Below are 15715 nucleotides of genomic sequence, written 5' to 3'. Positions count from 1 at the left end.
GAGGCCTGGCCGCCCCGTCTGCCGCGGTGTTCTTGCGTCTACCGCGGTCTTGTGGTGGCAAAGTACCCGGCATACCGGGTCTCAACCCACTACAGCACCGCGGGAGATGGGGCGGGGCGGCCGCCGGCGGGACCGATTTTACTGTTCGCCCGCGCGGGTGGGCCGCGACGTGTTGAATGGCGTGCGTGGATCTCGACGTTCACTCGCTGAGCAACGTGCTCGACACCACCGATGCACGCCTGCGCGCCGAGACCGGACCCGCCCGGATGTGGCCGTCCGGCTTTGGTGCGCTCGACGAGGTGCTCAGCGGTGGACTGCGCGGGGGCAACCTGATCCTGCTGTCCGGGGCGCAGGGCCTCGGCAAGACCACGATGGCCGTGCAGATGGCCCGCAACGCGGCCAGGTCGGGTCGGCAGGTCCTCTACTTCACCTATGAGCACGACCCGCAGAACATCTTGGAGCGGGTGCTGGCCCTCGAGATCGGCGAGCTCAACGACCCCCAGGGCGCGAACCTGGTCCGGATCCGGCAGGCGTTCGAAGGGGTCGATCACGGCACCGGAGGTCTGACCGACCGGCTGGTCGACGTCAAGGGGGCGATCCCTGCGCTGCAGAAGATGGTGAACTACACCGATCGCTTCCACGTGCACCGCTCCAGCGGCAACGTGACGAACATGCAGGTCATCACCAACGCCGTCGAGCAGGTGTGGCGACAGTTCGGCGAGGCCCCGATGGTGGTCGTGGACTACCTGCAGAAGGTCAAGGAGGACAGCTCCGACATCGAGGCCGAGCGGGTGACCGTCGTCGTGGAGAACCTCAAGGACCTCTCCTTGGACGCCAAGATCCCCGTCCTGGCCATCGTGGCCGCCGACAAGGACGGCCTGGAGACCGGCAAGCGCCTGCGCGCACAGCACCTGCGGGGGTCGACGGCGCTGGCCTACGAGGCCGACGTCCTGCTCATGCTGGCGCACAAGTACCAGATCATCGCCCGCCACCACCTCGTCTTCGATGCCGGTCAGGCCGAGCGGTTCAAGGACTGGGCCGTGTTGTCGGTGGAGAAGAACCGCAACGGGCGCGACGGCGTCGACTTGGAGTTCCGCAAGCGCTTCGACCAGAGCCGCTACGAGGAGGACGGGCACCTCGTGGTGGAGAAGCTGGTCGACGAGCGGCTGTACGTCGAGTAGCCAGCGCCGCTTCTCAACCGGGCCATCTCAACCGGGCCATCTCAACCGGGCCATCGCGCCGACCTCTCGCGCAGGTCGCGAAATGACGCGACCCGCCGAGGTGAGCTCGGCGGGTCGGGTCGAAGTGTCCAGCCGTCAGGCGGTGGCGTCGTCCTCCAGCGCAACATCGCGGGTGCGGTTGGGGTCGACCTGGATGCCGGGGCCCATGGTGGTCGAGAAGGTGATCTTCTTGACATAGCGACCCTTCGACGACGACGGCTTGAGCCGGAGCACCTCTTCGAGTGCGGCGGCGTAGTTCTCGGCGAGCTGGGTCTCGCTGAAGGACGCCTTCCCGATGATGAAGTGCAGGTTGGCGTGCCGGTCGACGCGGAACTCGATCTTGCCGCCCTTGATGTCGGAGACGGCCTTGGCCACGTCGGGGGTGACGGTGCCGGTCTTGGGGTTCGGCATCAGGCCGCGCGGGCCGAGGACTCGACCGAGCCGGCCGACCTTGCCCATCATGTCCGGAGTCGCGACGACGGCGTCGAAGTCGAGCCAGCCGCCGGCCACCTTGTCGATCAGCTCGTCCCCGCCGATCACGTCGGCGCCCGCCTCACGCGCAGCGTCGGCCTTGTCGGCGTTGGCGAACACCAGCACCTTGGCGGTCTTGCCGGTGCCGTGCGGGAGGTTGACGGTGCCGCGCACCATCTGGTCGGCCTTGCGCGGGTCGACGCCGAGGCGCATCACCACGTCGACGGTCTCGTCGAACTTCTTCTTGGCCGACCCCTTCGCGATCTTGATCGCGGCCAGGGGGGCGTAGGTCTCGGCCCGGTCGTAGGTCTCTTCGGCCTGCCGGTAGGACTTGCTGCGCTTCATGGTCTGGTTCTCTCTTCTTCCAGGTGTGGTACGACGGGCCAGCGCCGGCCCTGCCACGTGGTGCGGATGGTGTGTCGGTGGATCAGCCGGATCAGTCGGTGGTGACGCCCATGGAGCGGGCGGTCCCCTCGACGATCTTCATGGCAGCCTCGATGTCGTTGGCATTGAGGTCGGGGAGCTTGGTCTGGGCGATCTCACGGACCTGGTCCTTGGTGAGCTTGCCGACCTTCTCCCGGTGCGGCACACCGGAGCCCTTCTGCAGGCCGGCGTACTTCTTGATCAGCTCGGCCGCGGGCGGGGTCTTGGTGATGAAGGTGAACGAGCGGTCCTCGTAGATGGTGATCTCGACGGGGATGACGTTCCCGCGCATGGACTCGGTCTGGGCGTTGTAGGCCTTGCAGAAGTCCATGATGTTGACGCCGTGCGGACCGAGGGCAGTGCCGACCGGCGGCGCCGGGGTCGCGGCCCCGGCCTGCAGTTGCACCTTGACGAGCGCTGCGATCTTCTTCTTGGGAGGCATTCTTTCTGGGTCTTTCTTCTCGTGGTCGTAGCGAGCCGGTCACCGGTGTGCGGCGCCGTGCCCTGCCACCTTCGGGTGTTGCTGGTGAGCCTCAGACCTTCTCGATCTGGCTGAAGCTCAGCTCGACCGGGGTCTCCCGGCCGAAGATCTCGACGAGGGCCTTGACCCTCTGGGACTCGGGGTTGATCTCGGTGATGGTCGCGTGCAGCGTGGCGAACGGACCGTCGACGACCATGACCGAGTCGGACACGTCGAAGTCGGCAACCTCGATCGGCTTCTTGGCGGGCGCGCCGCCGGAGGCGGCGGCACCGCCGGTCGCGGCTTCCGCCTCGACGGCCGCAGCCACGGCCGGCGCCAGCATCGACTCGACCTCGGCCATGCTCAGCGGCACCGGCTGGTGGCTGTGGCCCACGAAACCGGTCACCGACGGCGTGTGTCGCACGGCGGCCCAGGACTCGTCGGTCAGGTCCATCCGGACCAGCACGTAGCCGGGCAGGACGGTCCGCTTGACCATCTTGCGCTGGCCGTTCTTGATCTCCGCGACCTCCTCGGTGGGAACCACGATCTCGTGGATGTAGTCCTCCATGTTGAGGGAGTGGATGCGGTTCTCGAGGTTGGCCTTGACGCGGTTCTCCATGCCGGAGTAGGTGTGCACGACGAACCAATCGCCCGGCTTGGCCCACAGCTCGCGGCGGAACGCCTCCAGCGGGTCGTCCTCCCCCTGGTCGTCCTCGGCCACCTCGACGGCGTCCTGGTCGACCACGGCCACCTCGACGGCGACCTCCTCGACCTGGGGAAGCTCGTCGACCTCGTCCGTCGCAGGCTCGACCACCGCCTCGTCAGCCTCTTCGGGTGCTGCTGACTGCTCGCTCTCGACAGACTCGACCGAGGTCTCGTCGTACTCGTCCGACACGTGCTGCTCCGTCATGTTGTTTTCTGTGTCTCTTCCGCCCGCCGGTGGCGAGCTCTCGTCAGGAGGCTGATTCGGGCCTTGGCACGGTCTAGGCGAACGCCCAGAACACGAGCTTGCCGAAGGCCAGGTCCAGCAGCGCGACCATTGCCATCATGAACAGCACGAAGGCCATGACCACCACGAAGTAGGTCCAGAGTTGCTCACGGGTCGGCCACACCACCTTGCGGAGCTCCGCGACCACCTGGCGATAGAAGGTCGCCGGGCTGGTGCGCTTCTCACGCGAGGTGTTGCGGACCGCGCGGCTGTCCGACACGTCTGCCACCTTTCCGACTTCACCTTGGTCGTGCGTGGGTTCTTGCAGGGCACGAGGGACTTGAACCCCCAACCTTCGGTTTTGGAGACCGATGCTCTGCCAGTTGAGCTAGTGCCCTCCGAGACCTCCCCACCCTTCCGCTGACGGATCCAGGGCAGGGCAAAGCATGTGGGAGGCCACCGATCCACGAGTGTACGGCGAAGGGCGAGGCCGCGTCCAAACCGCGGCGAGACGCACGCAGGGGCCGCATCCCGGGCCGAGTCTGGCGGGTGGGCCGAGAGCGGGTGGTCAGGAGACTCCGGTCCGCCTCTCAGCCGACCTACGGAGGGGAACCACTGATCAATCCCGACTGACGGGTCAACCGGTGCGGGACACCGGATCGACCAAACGTCATGCACCTACGATGGCGGCCATGCCGAGCGCGACCCAACCGCCGCGCGACCTGCGCCTGTTGCCCAAGGCGCACCTGCATCTCCACTTCACCGGCTCCATGCGGCACCAGACCCTGCTCGAGCTCGCCGAGCGGGAGGGCCTCACTCTGCCGGACTCGCTGGTCGAGGAGTGGCCGCCCCAGCTCTCCGCGGCCGACGAGAAGGGCTGGTTCCGCTTCCAACGTCTCTACGACGTCGCGCGCTCGGTGCTGAGCACCGAGGACGACGTACGCCGTCTGGTGCGCGAGGCCGCGGAGGACGACGTCGCCGACGGCGGCCGGTGGCTGGAGATCCAGGTCGACCCCAGCGGCTATGCCGCCCGGTTCGGGGGAATCACCGCGTTCACCGACCTGGTCCTGGACTGCGCGCGGGACGCCGCGGAGCGGACCGGACTCGGCATCGCGGTCGTGATCGCGGCGAATCGGACCAGGCACCCGCTCGATGCGCGGACGCTGGCGCGGCTCGCTCGGCAGTACGCCGGTCGCGGCGTCGTCGGCTTCGGTCTCTCCAACGACGAACGGCGCGGCGTCACCGCCGACTTCGGCCCCGCCTTCGCGATCGCCGAGCGGGCCGGCCTGCTGCTCGCCCCGCACGGCGGGGAGCTGCTCGGTCCGCCGAGTGTGCGCGCGGTCCTCGACCACCTGCACGCCGATCGACTCGGCCACGGCGTCCGATCCGCGGAGGATCCACGTCTGCTGGACCGGATCGCGGCCGCCGGCGTGGCGCTCGAGGTCTGCCCGGTCTCCAACGTGGCGCTCGGGGTCTACACCGACCTCAGCTCCGTGCCGCTGCCTCAACTGCTCGAGGTGGGCGCCACCGTCGCGCTGGGCGCCGACGACCCGTTGCTCTTCGGGTCACGCCTCGCCGGTCAGTACGCCACCATGCGCGCCGCGCACGGACTCACCGACGCCCAGCTCGCCGAACTCGCCCGGATGTCCTTCCGCGCGAGCAGGGCACCCAGCAGCGACGTCGCCCGTTGGCTCGGCGAGGTCGACGCCTGGCTCGCCAGTCCTGCCCCCGAAGTCTCCGAGGACGCCGTCCTGGATCGGCGCTGAGCGCACCCGCGCCGCCCTCCCCCCGCCGACAACGTCATCCTCTGCGGTCGCCCGCGCGACCGCAGAGGATGACGTCCGGTGGGACACCGAGGCGCGGCGATGGGAGGATGGCGGGGTGACGACACCCTCCGACCCCTGGTCAGCGCCACCCTCGGACGACGATCTTTGGGAGAAGGCGACCCCGTCCTCCGACCGGCCCACCGAGACCGCTGAGTCCACTGAGACCACTGAGTCTGCTCAGTCGGCCGAGACGCCCGAGCCGGCACAGTCGTCGGAGTCGGCATCCTCCGCTGCTCCCACGCAGCCCCCAGAGCGAGGACAGGCGGGTGAGACAGCCCCGTCCGCTCCGGCGCCCGAGCCTCCGCCGACCGCACCGATGACCGCCCAGCCACCCGTTGGCGGACCCGCCGCCACACCACCCCCGACGACGCCATACGGCACCAGTACCCCCTATGGAAGTGGCGCGCCCTACGGCACCGCGGCTCCCTACGGCGGCCAGCCCTCCGGCACCGGTCTGCCGTACGGCGCGAGCCCGCCACCGCCACCCGGCGCACCCGCCGGGCAGCAGCCGCCTCCGTCGAGCTATCCGCCACCGGGCTACCAGCCACCCCCCTATGGGGCCGCCTACCCTCCCGCACCGAGCGGCATCCCGGGCCCGGGCGGCTACGCCGCACCCAACCCACCGGACCACCCTTCGGCCACGACCGCGATGGTGCTCGGCCTGATCGGGCTGATCGGCATCGCCGTGTGCGGCGGCATCACGCTCGTGCTGAGCCCGTTCGCCTGGGTGATCGGTGGCCGCGCGGTGCGCGCGATCGACGCCTCCGGTGGTCAGCTGGGCGGGCGCGACAAGGCGAGCGCCGGCCGGATCACCGGCATCATCGGCACCGTCTTGCTGGTGCTCGGCGTGCTGTTGGTGGGGCTGATCGTGATGCTGGCGCTCATGAGCACGCCCAGCCCACAGCAGTCCGACTTCGGGTCCACCACCCAGTCCGCCCAGGTGTGGCGCGACTAGCCTGGATCCGTGGAGGGGCGCCGCTACAGCGCGCAGCCGACCAGCACCGGCTCGTTGGCCAGGCGGACGCCGAACACCTGCTCCACGCCGGTGCGCACCTCCCGGGCCAGTGCGAGCAGGTCGGCTGTGGTCGCCTCGCCTCGGTTGGTGAGCGCGAGCGTGTGCTTGCGAGAGAGCCGCGCGGGCCCCGCGCCGTACCCCTTGTCGAAGCCGGCGTGCTCGATCAACCAGGCCGCGCTGGTCTTGATGCCACCGTCCGGCTGTGGCCACTGGGGCGCATCGTCGGGGAGCGCGGCCGCTGTCTCGGCTGACAGCACCGGGTTGGTGAAGAACGACCCAGCGCTCCAGGTGTCGTGGTCGGCGGCGTCGAGGACCATCCCCTTGGCCGCCCGCAGCGCGAGCACGGCGTTGCGCACCTCGGTCACCGGAGCACGCGAGCCCGGTTCGACGCCGAGCGTGCGGGCCAGCTCGGCGTAGCCGATCGGGGCACCGAGGCTGCCCTGTCGGAACTGGAAGGTGACCTCGAGGACGAGATATCGGCCTGGCTCGGCCTTGAATCGGCTGCTGCGATAACCGAAGCCGCAGTCGGCCGCCGCGAACGTCCGCTGGGTGCGGTCGACCCGATCCCAGGTGCGCACCGAGGCGATCGTGTGAGCGACCTCCTGGCCGTAGGCGCCGACGTTCTGGATCGGCGTGGCGCCCACCAACCCCGGGATCCCGGACAGGGCCTCCACCCCGATCCACTCCGAAGCCACGGCGCGGGCGACGAGGTCGTCCCAGGGCTCACCGGCCGCGACCCGGACCGTGACGCCACCACAGGTGGGATCGCCTTCGCAGACGTCGCCCTCACAATTGTCGGGGTTGACCTCCAACCCCCGGGTGGCCACGTGCACGACGGTGCCCGGGACGCCGTCGTCGGACACCACGACGTTGCTTCCACCGCCCAGGACGAGGACCGGTTCACCGGCCGCATCGGCGTCGGCGACCGCGCGGACCAGGGTCGCCTCATCCGCCGCCTCCAGCCAGGACCCGGCTGGGCCACCAAGCCGCAGCGTGGTGTGGTCGCGGAGCATCTCGGCGCGGATCTCAGCCACGCACGACGGCCTTCGGTAGGCCCAACACCTTCTGCCCCTGACAGGTGACCTCCAGGGCCAGGGTGGTCAATCCGTCCTCGACACTCTTGACGGTGCCTGCGACGGTGACCTCTACGCCGTCATCGTCGTCGGGCACGACCACCGGGTTGGTGAACTTGGCACCAAGGTCGGCGACCTCGGCGCCGTCGGTCCACTCCGCCACCGCCCGAGCGGCCAGCGCCATCGTGAACATGCCGTGCGCGATCACGCCTGGCAGGCCGACCCCGGTGGCCACACGGTCGGACCAGTGGATGGGGTTGAAGTCGCCGCTGGCACCGGCATAGCGCACCAGGTCGGCCCGGGTGACCCGATAGGAGCGGGTCACGAGCACGTCGCCGGGGGTCACTGGTCGGCTCCCCGGTGGACCAGGGTGGCCGTGGTCGTGCAGACCAGCGCGCCGCCTGCGTCGGTGATCTCACTGCGGGTGCCGATGATGTCGTTGCCGCCGATCTGCCGCAGCGACGCGACCGACAACGTCGCGGTGAGCACGTCGCCCGGCCGGATCGGCCGCTCGTAGTGAAAGCGCTGCTCGCCGTGGACGATCCGGAACAGCTCCACCTGCTCGGCCTCGAGGAACTGGTTCATCGCGTCGAAGGCGAGCACGATCGGGAAGGTCGCCGGCACCGAGCCGCCGTCGTACGGCGTGCCGACGGCGACGGCGAACTCGCGGACCTTCTCCTCGGCCACGGCATAAGGCCGCGTCGGCGGGAACTCTCGCCCCACCAGGGACTGGTCGATCGGCATGACCCGAGGGTCAGCGGGTCTCGCGGTGCGGGGTGTGCTTGCGGCAGCGCCGGCAGAACTTCGCCAGCTCCAACCGGTCGGGGTCGTTGCGGCGGTTCTTCTTGGTGATGTAGTTGCGCTCCTTGCACTCGGTGCAGGCGAGTGTGATCTTGGGGCGAACGTCGGAGCTCTTGCTGGCCACGGAAGGTCCTTTGGTCGATCGTTGGTGCGTGCGGAAGCGGTCGCGCTGCGCAGTAGCGGGGGCGGGACTCGAACCCGCGACACCACGATTATGAGCCGTGTGCTCTAACCACCTGAGCTACCCCGCCGCGGACACGGAGCTCCGGCGTGAGCGAACTCCGAGCCGGGTCTCCGATCCAGAGCCCCCTTACGGAATCGAACCGTAGACCTACTCCTTACCATGGAGTCGCTCTGCCGACTGAGCTAAGGGGGCAACGGCGAGCAAGGATACACAGCCGCGAGGCTCGGGGAGAAATCGGCTTGGAGGTCCCGCTCAGCCCTGGATCCGAGCCCAGGGCTGAGCCTGCTCCAACTCGTAGGCGAGCTCCAACAAGGTTGCCTCCCGACCGGCCCCCGCGCCGAACATGACGCCCATCGGCAGTCCGTGGGAGTCGGTGGCCAGGGGCAGCGAGATCGCCGGGTCGCCGGTGGCGTTCTGGTACGGCGTGAAGGCGACCCAGCCCAGCAGTCGCTCGATAACGGTCTCGTAGTCCTGGGTGGGGTCGAGGTAGCCCAGCTTCGGGGTCGGCCCACCCATGGTCGGGGTGAGCATCACGTCCCAGTCGCGGTAGAACTCCGCCGAGGCCACGGCCGACCGGCGCAGCCGACGGATCGCTCCGGGCAGACGGGGCAGGTTCGTCCGACAGTGCCGAGCAAGCCCGGCGGAGAGGTTGTCCACCTTCGACCGGTCCCAGGTCGGGCCGAACGTCGGCCGACCGGTGCCGAGCAGGACGAAGGCCAAGAACGCCCAGTAGAGCAAGAAGTCGTCGGCGAAGGTCTCGCTGGCGGGCGGCCCGGTCTGCTCGACCTCGTGGCCGAGGCTCTCGAGCAGGGCGGCGACCTTGAGTATCTGCTCCACCGACTCGGGCTCGACGGTGGCGTGGCGCGAGTCGGTGACCACCGCGACCCGAAGGCGCCGCCGTCCGGGACGGGTCACGTCGCCGACGGGAGGCAGCGCCAGGTTGCGATACACCCGCTCCGACTCCCTCAGGAAGGCGGCCGTGTCGCGCACCGAGCGGGTGAGCACACCATCGGCGATGATCCGCACCGGCATCTGCCGGTTGACCCGATCCTGGGCCAGCCGGTCGCGGGTCGGCTTGAGCCCGACAAGCCCGTTGGCGGAGGCGGGGATCCTGATCGAGCCGCCGCCGTCGTTGGCGTGGGCGATCGGCACGACCCCGGCCGCGACGAACACACCCGAGCCCGACGAGGAGGCGCCGGCGCTGTAGTCCTGATCCCACGGGTTCCGGACCGGACCAAGACGGGGGTGCTCCGCAGTCGCGCTGAACCCGAACTCCGACAGCTGCGTCTTGCCGATCGGGATCAGGCCGGTCGCCAGATACATCCGGGCCAGATCGCCGTCGGCCTTGGCCGGTCGGGAGACGTAGGCGTCGGTGCCCTGCTGGGTCGGCAGGCCGGCCACCTCGACGTTGTCCTTGATGAAGGACGGTACGCCGGCGAAGTAGCCCCCTCGGGGGTTACCGGCCTCGGCCCTTGCCCGATCGAACGTCTCGAGCGCGAGGCCACCGAGGTGGGGGTCGACGGCGCTCACCCGAGCGATGGCAGCCTCCACCACCTCGGGGACCGACATCTCCCCGGCGTGCAAGGCGTCGACCAGACCGACCGCGTCGCGGTCGCCGAGGGCATCGTCTGCAAAGGCATGGACACGAGTCACCGACTCACTTTAGTGCATCTGGCCTGCTGTCCGACGCCCCGAGATACCGGACGACGACTCGCGCATACGTACTACCCTGGTGGAATGACGCTATGGCCGCTCTGGCTCGGGCTCGCGGGTGCGGTGCTGATCTGGCTCATGATCGCCGCCGGGTGGGTCAACCTCGCCGCGGGCATCGTAGTCGCGCTCTTCGTGGGGCCATCCGTGTACGTCGCCATCGTCATCATGTTCTTCGACGACACCCGCGACCGCTGACGAGACGAACACGCCACCTTGTTCCCTGGCAGACCCTCAACGGCCTGACACCGCGCAACCTCGCCGATGACAGCCGGCGAGATGATCGTCGACCAGGCCGATCGCCTGCATCAGCGCATACATCGTGGTCGGGCCCACGAACACGAACCCTCGCTTCTTCAACGCCTTCGACAGCGCCACCGACGCTGCCGACGTGGCAGGCACGTCGGCGAGAGTCCTCGGGGCGGGGAGCGGATCGGGGCGGAACCCTTCGACGAAGGACGCCAGACCACCGTCCTCGCGCAGTCGCACGGTCGCCACCGCATTGGTCATGGTGGCCTGGATCTTGGCGCGGTTGCGGACGATGCCGGCGTCGTTCATCAGTCGCTCGGCGTCGCGGTCGTCGTACGCCGCGACGACGTCAGCCTCGAAGTCCGCGAAGGCAGCCCGGAACGCCGGTCTCTTGCGCAGGATGGTCAGCCAAGAGAGACCGGACTGGAAGGCCTCCAAGGTGAGTCGCTCGAAGTGGGCGGCCTCGCCGACGACCGGCATTCCCCACTCGGCGTCGTGGTAGGCGATGTACTCCTCGCTGCTGGAGCCCCACGGGCAACGGGCGATGCCGTCGGCGCCGGTCACCGCACCCTGACCGACCACGTCCACGCGTTCAGCCTCGCGCCTTCAAGCGGGCGTTGGGAAGCGGCGGTGCCGGGATCGGCGCCAGCCGGTCGCTCACCACGCCGAACCTGCCCGGCGCCGCCCGGTGCCCAGAGCTGACCGGCTTGCCGTCGTCGAGGATCTGCGCCTGCCACTCGGCTCGATAGCCGACGATGTCGTCATGGCTCCGACCCACGAGGTTCCACCACATCACGATCTGCTCTCCGAACGGTTCACCCCCGAGCACCAGGACCCTGCTCCCGCCGCCGAGCGCCTCGATGACGAGTGGCCACCCGGCGTCCTCGTCCGCGGCCGGCAAGGCGGCCAGCTCGCCCGGCTTGACCTCGGTGCCGGCCGGACCGGCTCGACCGATCGAGACGACACCGTGGTCGACCAGCACGCCGTACTCGAAGCCAGGCTCCGTCTCCAGTTCGAGAACCGTCCCCTCGTCCACGGTGAGCTCCGCTCCGACCAACGGGGTGAAGGTCGACACCGGTGAGGTGTCCCCCAACAGAGAGCCGACCAGGACGCGGGCGGCCCAGCCGTCGCCCTCGATCAGCTGCGGGGCATGGTGCACGAAGCCGGGCTCGGTGTCGCGGGCGGAGTCGGGGAGGGCCACCCAGAGCTGCGCGCCGTGCAGCTCACGGGTCGGCGCGGTGGAGACCTCGGAGTGGCTGATCCCTCGGCCGGCGGTCATCAGGTTGACCTCACCGGGGCGCACCAGCGCATGGTGGCCGGCACTGTCGCGATGCTCGATCTCACCGGTGAACAGCCAGCTCACGGTCTGCAAACCCGTGTGCGGATGCGGCGCGACCCTCATCCCACCGGTGTCTGCCACCCGGTCTGGCCCGTAGTGGTCCACGAAGCACCATGCGCCGATCAGCGACCGCTCCCGCGACGGCAGCGTGCGTCGCACCGTCATCGCCCGGAGGCCGCCGAGCGGCACCTCTCGAGGGAGCACCTTCTGCACTGTCACCCTCCTATCGTCGCGCCAGGGTCAAGGGCCCAGGCGTCGAGGAGCTAGACACCTTCTCGATCGGAGAACCCGGGGTGGACGAAGGGCTCACCGCGTTTGAGCTGCTCGATAGATCCGGGATGGACCCGAGCCAGATGGGCCAGTGCCTTGCGGCGGAAGCGCAGGATCTGCACCACGCCGAGAAGCCAGACGGGGTACTGCACCGACAGGGCGATCCGGAAGTCCGCGAGATCGTACGCCGCCATGCCGGCCGGCTGGCGCCAGTCGAGCACGATGCCCACCAGCGCGATGGTGAGCAGAGCGGCCAGGAAGCCGCCGATGTTCACCACGCCGTTCGCCCGCCCGCTCGCCTCCTGTGGCATGAAGGTCCGGGCCAGGTCGAAGCCCACCATCGAGGCCGGGCCGCCGGTCGCGATCGCGAGCACGAGCACCACGAGCAACCAGATCGGAGCCGGGCCGGACTGAGCCAGCACGATCGTCCAGACCACGGCGATCATGGTGACCACCCCGACAACCATCGGCGATCGGTAGTAGGGGAATCGTGCCACCAGCAGCCCCATCGCCGGCCCGGCCACCATCACCCAGCCGGTCATCACCATCAGCAGGATCCCGGCCTCGCGTGAGGACAGCCCCTCCCCCTGCACCAGGAACGGATAGCCCCACAGCATCCCGAAGATGGTGACCGAGAACGGCGAGGTGAAGTGCGACCACATCCCCAGCCGAGTGCCCGGATTGCCCCACACGCTGCGCAGCGACCGGGCCAGCACCCGCATCTTGACGACGACCGGGGCGGCGACCCGATACGGCGAGTCCTTGACGAGTAGCGCAACCGCCACCATCAGCACGACGCCGATGCTGGAGACGACGGCGAAGGTGCGGGTCCAGCCGAGCGCGTGCAGCGCCCAGGCGAGTGGGCCCGCGGCCGCGATCGCACCGAGCTGGCCCACCTGGCCGGTGAGCTGGGTGACCAACGGAGCCTGCCGCACCAGGAACCAGGCGGTGACCAGCCGCAGCACCGACCCGAAGATCATCGCGTCGCCAGCACCCAGCACGGCGCGGGCCAGCGCTGCGATCGAGAAGGTGGTCGCGAAGGCGAATGCCAGCTGGGCCAGAGTCATCGCGGCAAGTCCGGCCAACAGCATCACCCGTGATCCGAACCGGTCGAGCATCACTCCGACCGGGATCTGCATTCCGGCGTAGACGAGCAACTGCAAGACCGTGAACGAGGCGAGCTCGGTCGCCGAGATCCCGAACCGATCAGCGGCGAGCAGCCCGGCGACGCCGAGCGAGCTGCGGTGGAAGACCGCCAAGACGTAGACCGACACCGCCACGACCCAGATCACCCAGGCGCGGCGTCGCCCGATGTTGTGCAGCTGCTCGATCTGCTGGCGCGGAGGGGACACTGGCGTCATTCTCGCCGACCGCAGTCGCCGGTGTCGGTCGGGGCGCACAGAAGTCCGTCCGGCCCGGTAGCGTCAGGCCATGCCCACAGCGACTCCTCATGCCAGCTCCACTCGCCGGGCGACCTGGACCGCAGCACTCGTTGCCTCGGCCACCGCGCTGGCCGGCCTGGCCGCGAGCGCCGGCAGCAGCTCCGCCGCGACGCCGCGCAGCGGCAACGACGCGGTGCCAGCGGCGCAGCACGCGGCCGCCAAGACTCCGGCTCGCCGGGCACCCAGCGTGCACCTCGATCGAGTGGTCTCGGGGCTCGCCACTCCGATCGACGTCGCCAGCCCTCCCGGCTCCGGCGATCTCTACATCGCCCAGCAGTGCGGGGTGATCAAGGTGCTGCGCCACTCCACGCTGCGCCGAGCCGGCTCGTTGAAGAGCAAGACCCATTGCGACGGTGAGCGCGGGCTGCTCTCGATCGCCTTCGACCCCGAGTTCAAGACCAACCACCGGCTGTTCGTCTACTTCACCCGCAAGGGCACTGGCGACATCCAGATCGGTCGGGTCGAGGTGCGCAAGCGGCATCTGGTCCCCAGCACCTACCGCAATGTGTTGCGCACCCGACACCGCCAAGACGCCCACCACAACGGCGGCAAGCTGGTCTTCGACGACGCCGGGATGCTCTACATCTCCACCGGCGACGGCGGCGGCTCCGGCAACCAGTTCGGGCACTCCCAAGACCACGGCTCCATGCTCGGCAAGATCCTGCGGATCGACGTGCACGGCAAAGCGCCGTACTCCATCCCCCGCAACAACCCCCTCGTCGGGCACCAGGGCCACCAGGAGATCTGGGCGATCGGCCTCCGCAACCCGTGGCGGATGTCTCTGGACTCGGCCACCAACCGGCTCTGGGTCGGCGACGTCGGGCAGAACCGGATCGAGGAGGTCGATCAGGTCAAGGCCGGCGGGAAGAAGCTGCTCAACTTCGGTTGGTCCCACTTCGAGGGCCGCCGGATCTACGACCGCTCGGAGAAGCTGCGCGGCGGCACGCTGGTGAAGCCCCGGTTCAGCTACGGGCATTCCCAGGGTCGCAGCATCATCGGCGGCGGCATCTACCGCGGCAGTGAGCGGGCGCTGCGTGGCTACTACGTGTACGGCGACCTCACCGGCTGGATCGGCGGCTTCGATGTCAAGGAGAAGAGCTCGCAGTTCCGGATCAACCCCGGCGGCACCCTGTTGACCATCTCCCAGGCCGCCGGCGAGCTGTATGCCGGCTTTGCGGACGGCTCCGTCTACCGGATCGTCACCGGATGACCTGCGACAGGGTGGACGCGTGACCAGGATCGGCAACCTCTTCGGACCCGACTTCACCTTCCTCGGCGTGCCTGCCGCCGACCCCGACGATCCGGAGACCTTCGCCGGCTCCGACGTGGTGATCGTCGGCGCGCCGTTCGACGGTGGGACGTCGTACCGCTCGGGCGCGCGGTTCGGCCCGCAGGCCATCCGCGGCACCGACTATCTCCCCCACGACGGCTCACGTCCGTCGCTGGCCCTGCGCACGGACCCGCTGCAGGACCTCAAGATCGTCGACGTCGGCGACCTCGAGCTCTACTCCGGTGACATCGCGCGCTCGCTGACGCAGATCCGCGAGATGGTGGCGACCGTCTCCGGGACGGGCGCCATCCCGGTGATCCTCGGCGGCGACCACTCGATCACCTACTCCGACGCCTCCGGTGTGGCCGACGTGCTGGGCCAGGGGCGGGTCAGCCTGATCCACTTCGACGCCCACGCCGACACCGGTGACATCACCTTCGGATCGCTGTGGGGACACGGCCAGCCGATGCGGCGGCTCATCGAGTCCGGCGCCGTCCGCGGTGACCGGTTCCTACAGATCGGGCTGCGCGGCTACTGGCCCGAGCCGGAGACACTGGACTGGATGGCCGGCCAGCGGATGCGGTCCTTCGAGATGACCGAGATCGTCCATCGCGGCCTCGACGACTGCCTCACCGAGTCGTTCGAGATCGCCACCGACGACTGCGACGGCGTCTTCCTCTCCGTAGACATCGACGTCTGCGATCCCGGTCACGCGCCGGGGACCGGCACCCCAGAGCCCGGCGGGCTGTCGGCACGTCAGCCTCCTCGACGCGGTCCGCCGGATCTGCCTGGAGCTTCCCGGTCGTGGGCATCGACGTGGTCGAGGTCGCGCCGCCGTACGACCATGCCGATATCACCGCTGCCCTGGCCAACCGGGTCGTACTGGAAGCACTGTCCGCCATCGCCCGGAAGCGGTACGACGAAGTGCACGGCACCCGCTGGAACCCTGCCCAGCCCCTCCTCGACTCCCGCGTGGCGCCCCTCCCCGAAGGCCACGTCCGCGGCCACGAGCACTGAGCTCGACGAGGCTCCGG

General features: G+C 69.3%; 18 protein-coding genes, 3 tRNA genes and 1 pseudogene. 7 read left to right on the top strand and 15 right to left on the bottom strand.

Translation table 11 applies throughout. The features are described 5' to 3' along the window. Positions 1–185: 185 nt before the first annotated feature. Entirely contained in the window at positions 186–1181 is a 996-nt protein-coding gene (locus QM714_RS15825) for a DnaB-like helicase C-terminal domain-containing protein (RefSeq protein WP_415102259.1), read from the top strand. A gap of 135 nt (positions 1182–1316) precedes the next feature. On the opposite strand, the gene rplA is transcribed toward QM714_RS15825, so the two are convergent. From rplA to QM714_RS15800, 5 genes are all read right to left on the bottom strand, one after another. Further along, entirely contained in the window at positions 1317–2036 is a 720-nt protein-coding gene (gene rplA / locus QM714_RS15820) for a 50S ribosomal protein L1 (RefSeq protein ID WP_415102257.1), read from the bottom strand. A 91-nt stretch (positions 2037–2127) separates the two neighbouring features. Continuing rightward, complete coding sequence (gene rplK / locus QM714_RS15815; RefSeq protein WP_415102255.1) at positions 2128–2556, bottom strand: 50S ribosomal protein L11; 429 nt, start codon at positions 2554–2556, stop codon at positions 2128–2130. Positions 2557–2647: 91 nt separating this feature from the next. After that, positions 2648–3484 carry a transcription termination/antitermination protein NusG gene (gene nusG / locus QM714_RS15810; protein ID WP_415102253.1) on the bottom strand — a complete coding sequence of 279 codons (837 nt, stop codon included), beginning with the start codon at positions 3482–3484 and terminating at the stop codon, positions 2648–2650. Positions 3485–3557: 73 nt separating this feature from the next. Beyond that, positions 3558–3782: a preprotein translocase subunit SecE gene (secE, locus tag QM714_RS15805; protein ID WP_415102251.1), complete on the bottom strand. Its 225-nt coding sequence runs from the start codon at positions 3780–3782 to the stop codon at positions 3558–3560. Between the two features lie 45 nt (positions 3783–3827). After that, positions 3828–3900, bottom strand: a tRNA-Trp gene (locus tag QM714_RS15800). Between the two features lie 294 nt (positions 3901–4194). On the opposite strand from QM714_RS15800, the gene QM714_RS15795 reads away from it, so the two are divergent. Beyond that, complete coding sequence (locus QM714_RS15795; RefSeq protein WP_415102249.1) at positions 4195–5268, top strand: adenosine deaminase; 1074 nt, start codon at positions 4195–4197, stop codon at positions 5266–5268. Positions 5269–5644: 376 nt separating this feature from the next. Then, a complete protein-coding gene (locus tag QM714_RS15790; RefSeq protein WP_415102247.1) occupies positions 5645–6283 on the top strand; it encodes a DUF4190 domain-containing protein in 639 nt (212 codons plus the stop codon). Positions 6284–6306: 23 nt separating this feature from the next. On the opposite strand, the gene QM714_RS15785 is transcribed toward QM714_RS15790, so the two are convergent. The 7 genes from QM714_RS15785 to QM714_RS15755 all read right to left on the bottom strand — a co-directional run bounded on the left by QM714_RS15785 (position 6307) and on the right by QM714_RS15755 (position 10054). Beyond that, positions 6307–7356, bottom strand: coding sequence for a UDP-N-acetylmuramate dehydrogenase (locus tag QM714_RS15785; RefSeq protein WP_415103047.1), 1050 nt, complete (start codon positions 7354–7356; stop codon positions 6307–6309). 13 nt (positions 7357–7369) lie between these two features. Then, positions 7370–7762, bottom strand: coding sequence for a MaoC/PaaZ C-terminal domain-containing protein (locus QM714_RS15780; RefSeq protein ID WP_415102245.1), 393 nt, complete (start codon positions 7760–7762; stop codon positions 7370–7372). Continuing rightward, positions 7759–8160 carry a MaoC family dehydratase N-terminal domain-containing protein gene (locus tag QM714_RS15775; RefSeq protein ID WP_415102243.1) on the bottom strand — a complete coding sequence of 134 codons (402 nt, stop codon included), beginning with the start codon at positions 8158–8160 and terminating at the stop codon, positions 7759–7761. Before QM714_RS15775 ends, QM714_RS15780 begins: the two co-directional genes overlap by 4 nt. Positions 8161–8170: 10 nt before the next feature. After that, positions 8171–8341 carry a 50S ribosomal protein L33 gene (rpmG, locus tag QM714_RS15770; RefSeq protein WP_415102241.1) on the bottom strand — a complete coding sequence of 57 codons (171 nt, stop codon included), beginning with the start codon at positions 8339–8341 and terminating at the stop codon, positions 8171–8173. A 53-nt stretch (positions 8342–8394) separates the two neighbouring features. Further along, a tRNA-Met gene (locus tag QM714_RS15765) sits at positions 8395–8468 on the bottom strand. Positions 8469–8520: 52 nt separating this feature from the next. Then, positions 8521–8593 (bottom strand) — tRNA-Thr (locus tag QM714_RS15760). A 60-nt stretch (positions 8594–8653) separates the two neighbouring features. Continuing rightward, complete coding sequence (locus tag QM714_RS15755) at positions 8654–10054, bottom strand: amidase (protein WP_415102239.1); 1401 nt, start codon at positions 10052–10054, stop codon at positions 8654–8656. An 84-nt stretch (positions 10055–10138) separates the two neighbouring features. On the opposite strand from QM714_RS15755, the gene QM714_RS15750 reads away from it, so the two are divergent. Next, the gene (locus QM714_RS15750) at positions 10139–10309 is read left to right on the top strand and encodes a hypothetical protein (protein ID WP_415102237.1); all 171 of its coding nucleotides are present in this window, start codon (positions 10139–10141) and stop codon (positions 10307–10309) included. A gap of 36 nt (positions 10310–10345) precedes the next feature. Here the strand turns inward: QM714_RS15750 and QM714_RS15745 are convergent, their stop codons facing one another. Genes QM714_RS15745 through QM714_RS15735 form a run of 3 tightly spaced genes read right to left on the bottom strand, consistent with a single transcriptional unit; the run spans position 10346 to position 13321 of the window. Continuing rightward, positions 10346–10948 (bottom strand): DNA-3-methyladenine glycosylase I, encoded by a 603-nt coding sequence (locus QM714_RS15745; RefSeq protein WP_415102235.1) that lies wholly within the window; start codon positions 10946–10948, stop codon positions 10346–10348. A 4-nt stretch (positions 10949–10952) separates the two neighbouring features. Further along, on the bottom strand, positions 10953–11918 hold the full coding sequence (locus tag QM714_RS15740) for a pirin family protein (RefSeq protein ID WP_415102233.1): 966 nt from the start codon (positions 11916–11918) through the stop codon (positions 10953–10955). Positions 11919–11962: 44 nt separating this feature from the next. Continuing rightward, entirely contained in the window at positions 11963–13321 is a 1359-nt protein-coding gene (locus tag QM714_RS15735; protein WP_415102231.1) for an MFS transporter, read from the bottom strand. A 79-nt stretch (positions 13322–13400) separates the two neighbouring features. Between QM714_RS15735 and QM714_RS15730 the strand changes: the two genes are divergently transcribed. The 3 genes and pseudogenes from QM714_RS15730 to QM714_RS15720 all read left to right on the top strand — a co-directional run bounded on the left by QM714_RS15730 (position 13401) and on the right by QM714_RS15720 (position 15698). Beyond that, a complete protein-coding gene (locus QM714_RS15730; protein ID WP_415102229.1) occupies positions 13401–14621 on the top strand; it encodes a PQQ-dependent sugar dehydrogenase in 1221 nt (406 codons plus the stop codon). Then, a pseudogene (locus QM714_RS15725) lies at positions 14575–15381 on the top strand (agmatinase family protein); the annotation flags it as partial. The gene QM714_RS15730 and the pseudogene QM714_RS15725, both read left to right, overlap by 47 nt. A gap of 104 nt (positions 15382–15485) precedes the next feature. Next, a complete protein-coding gene (locus tag QM714_RS15720; protein ID WP_415103046.1) occupies positions 15486–15698 on the top strand; it encodes an arginase family protein in 213 nt (70 codons plus the stop codon). Positions 15699–15715 lie beyond the last annotated feature (17 nt).

Source organism: Nocardioides sp. (assembly GCF_047602075.1).
GTDB lineage: Bacteria > Actinomycetota > Actinomycetes > Propionibacteriales > Nocardioidaceae > Nocardioides.
The sequence above is the reverse complement of the archived record's forward strand: the minus strand, read 5'-3'. Positions and strand labels throughout refer to the sequence as shown.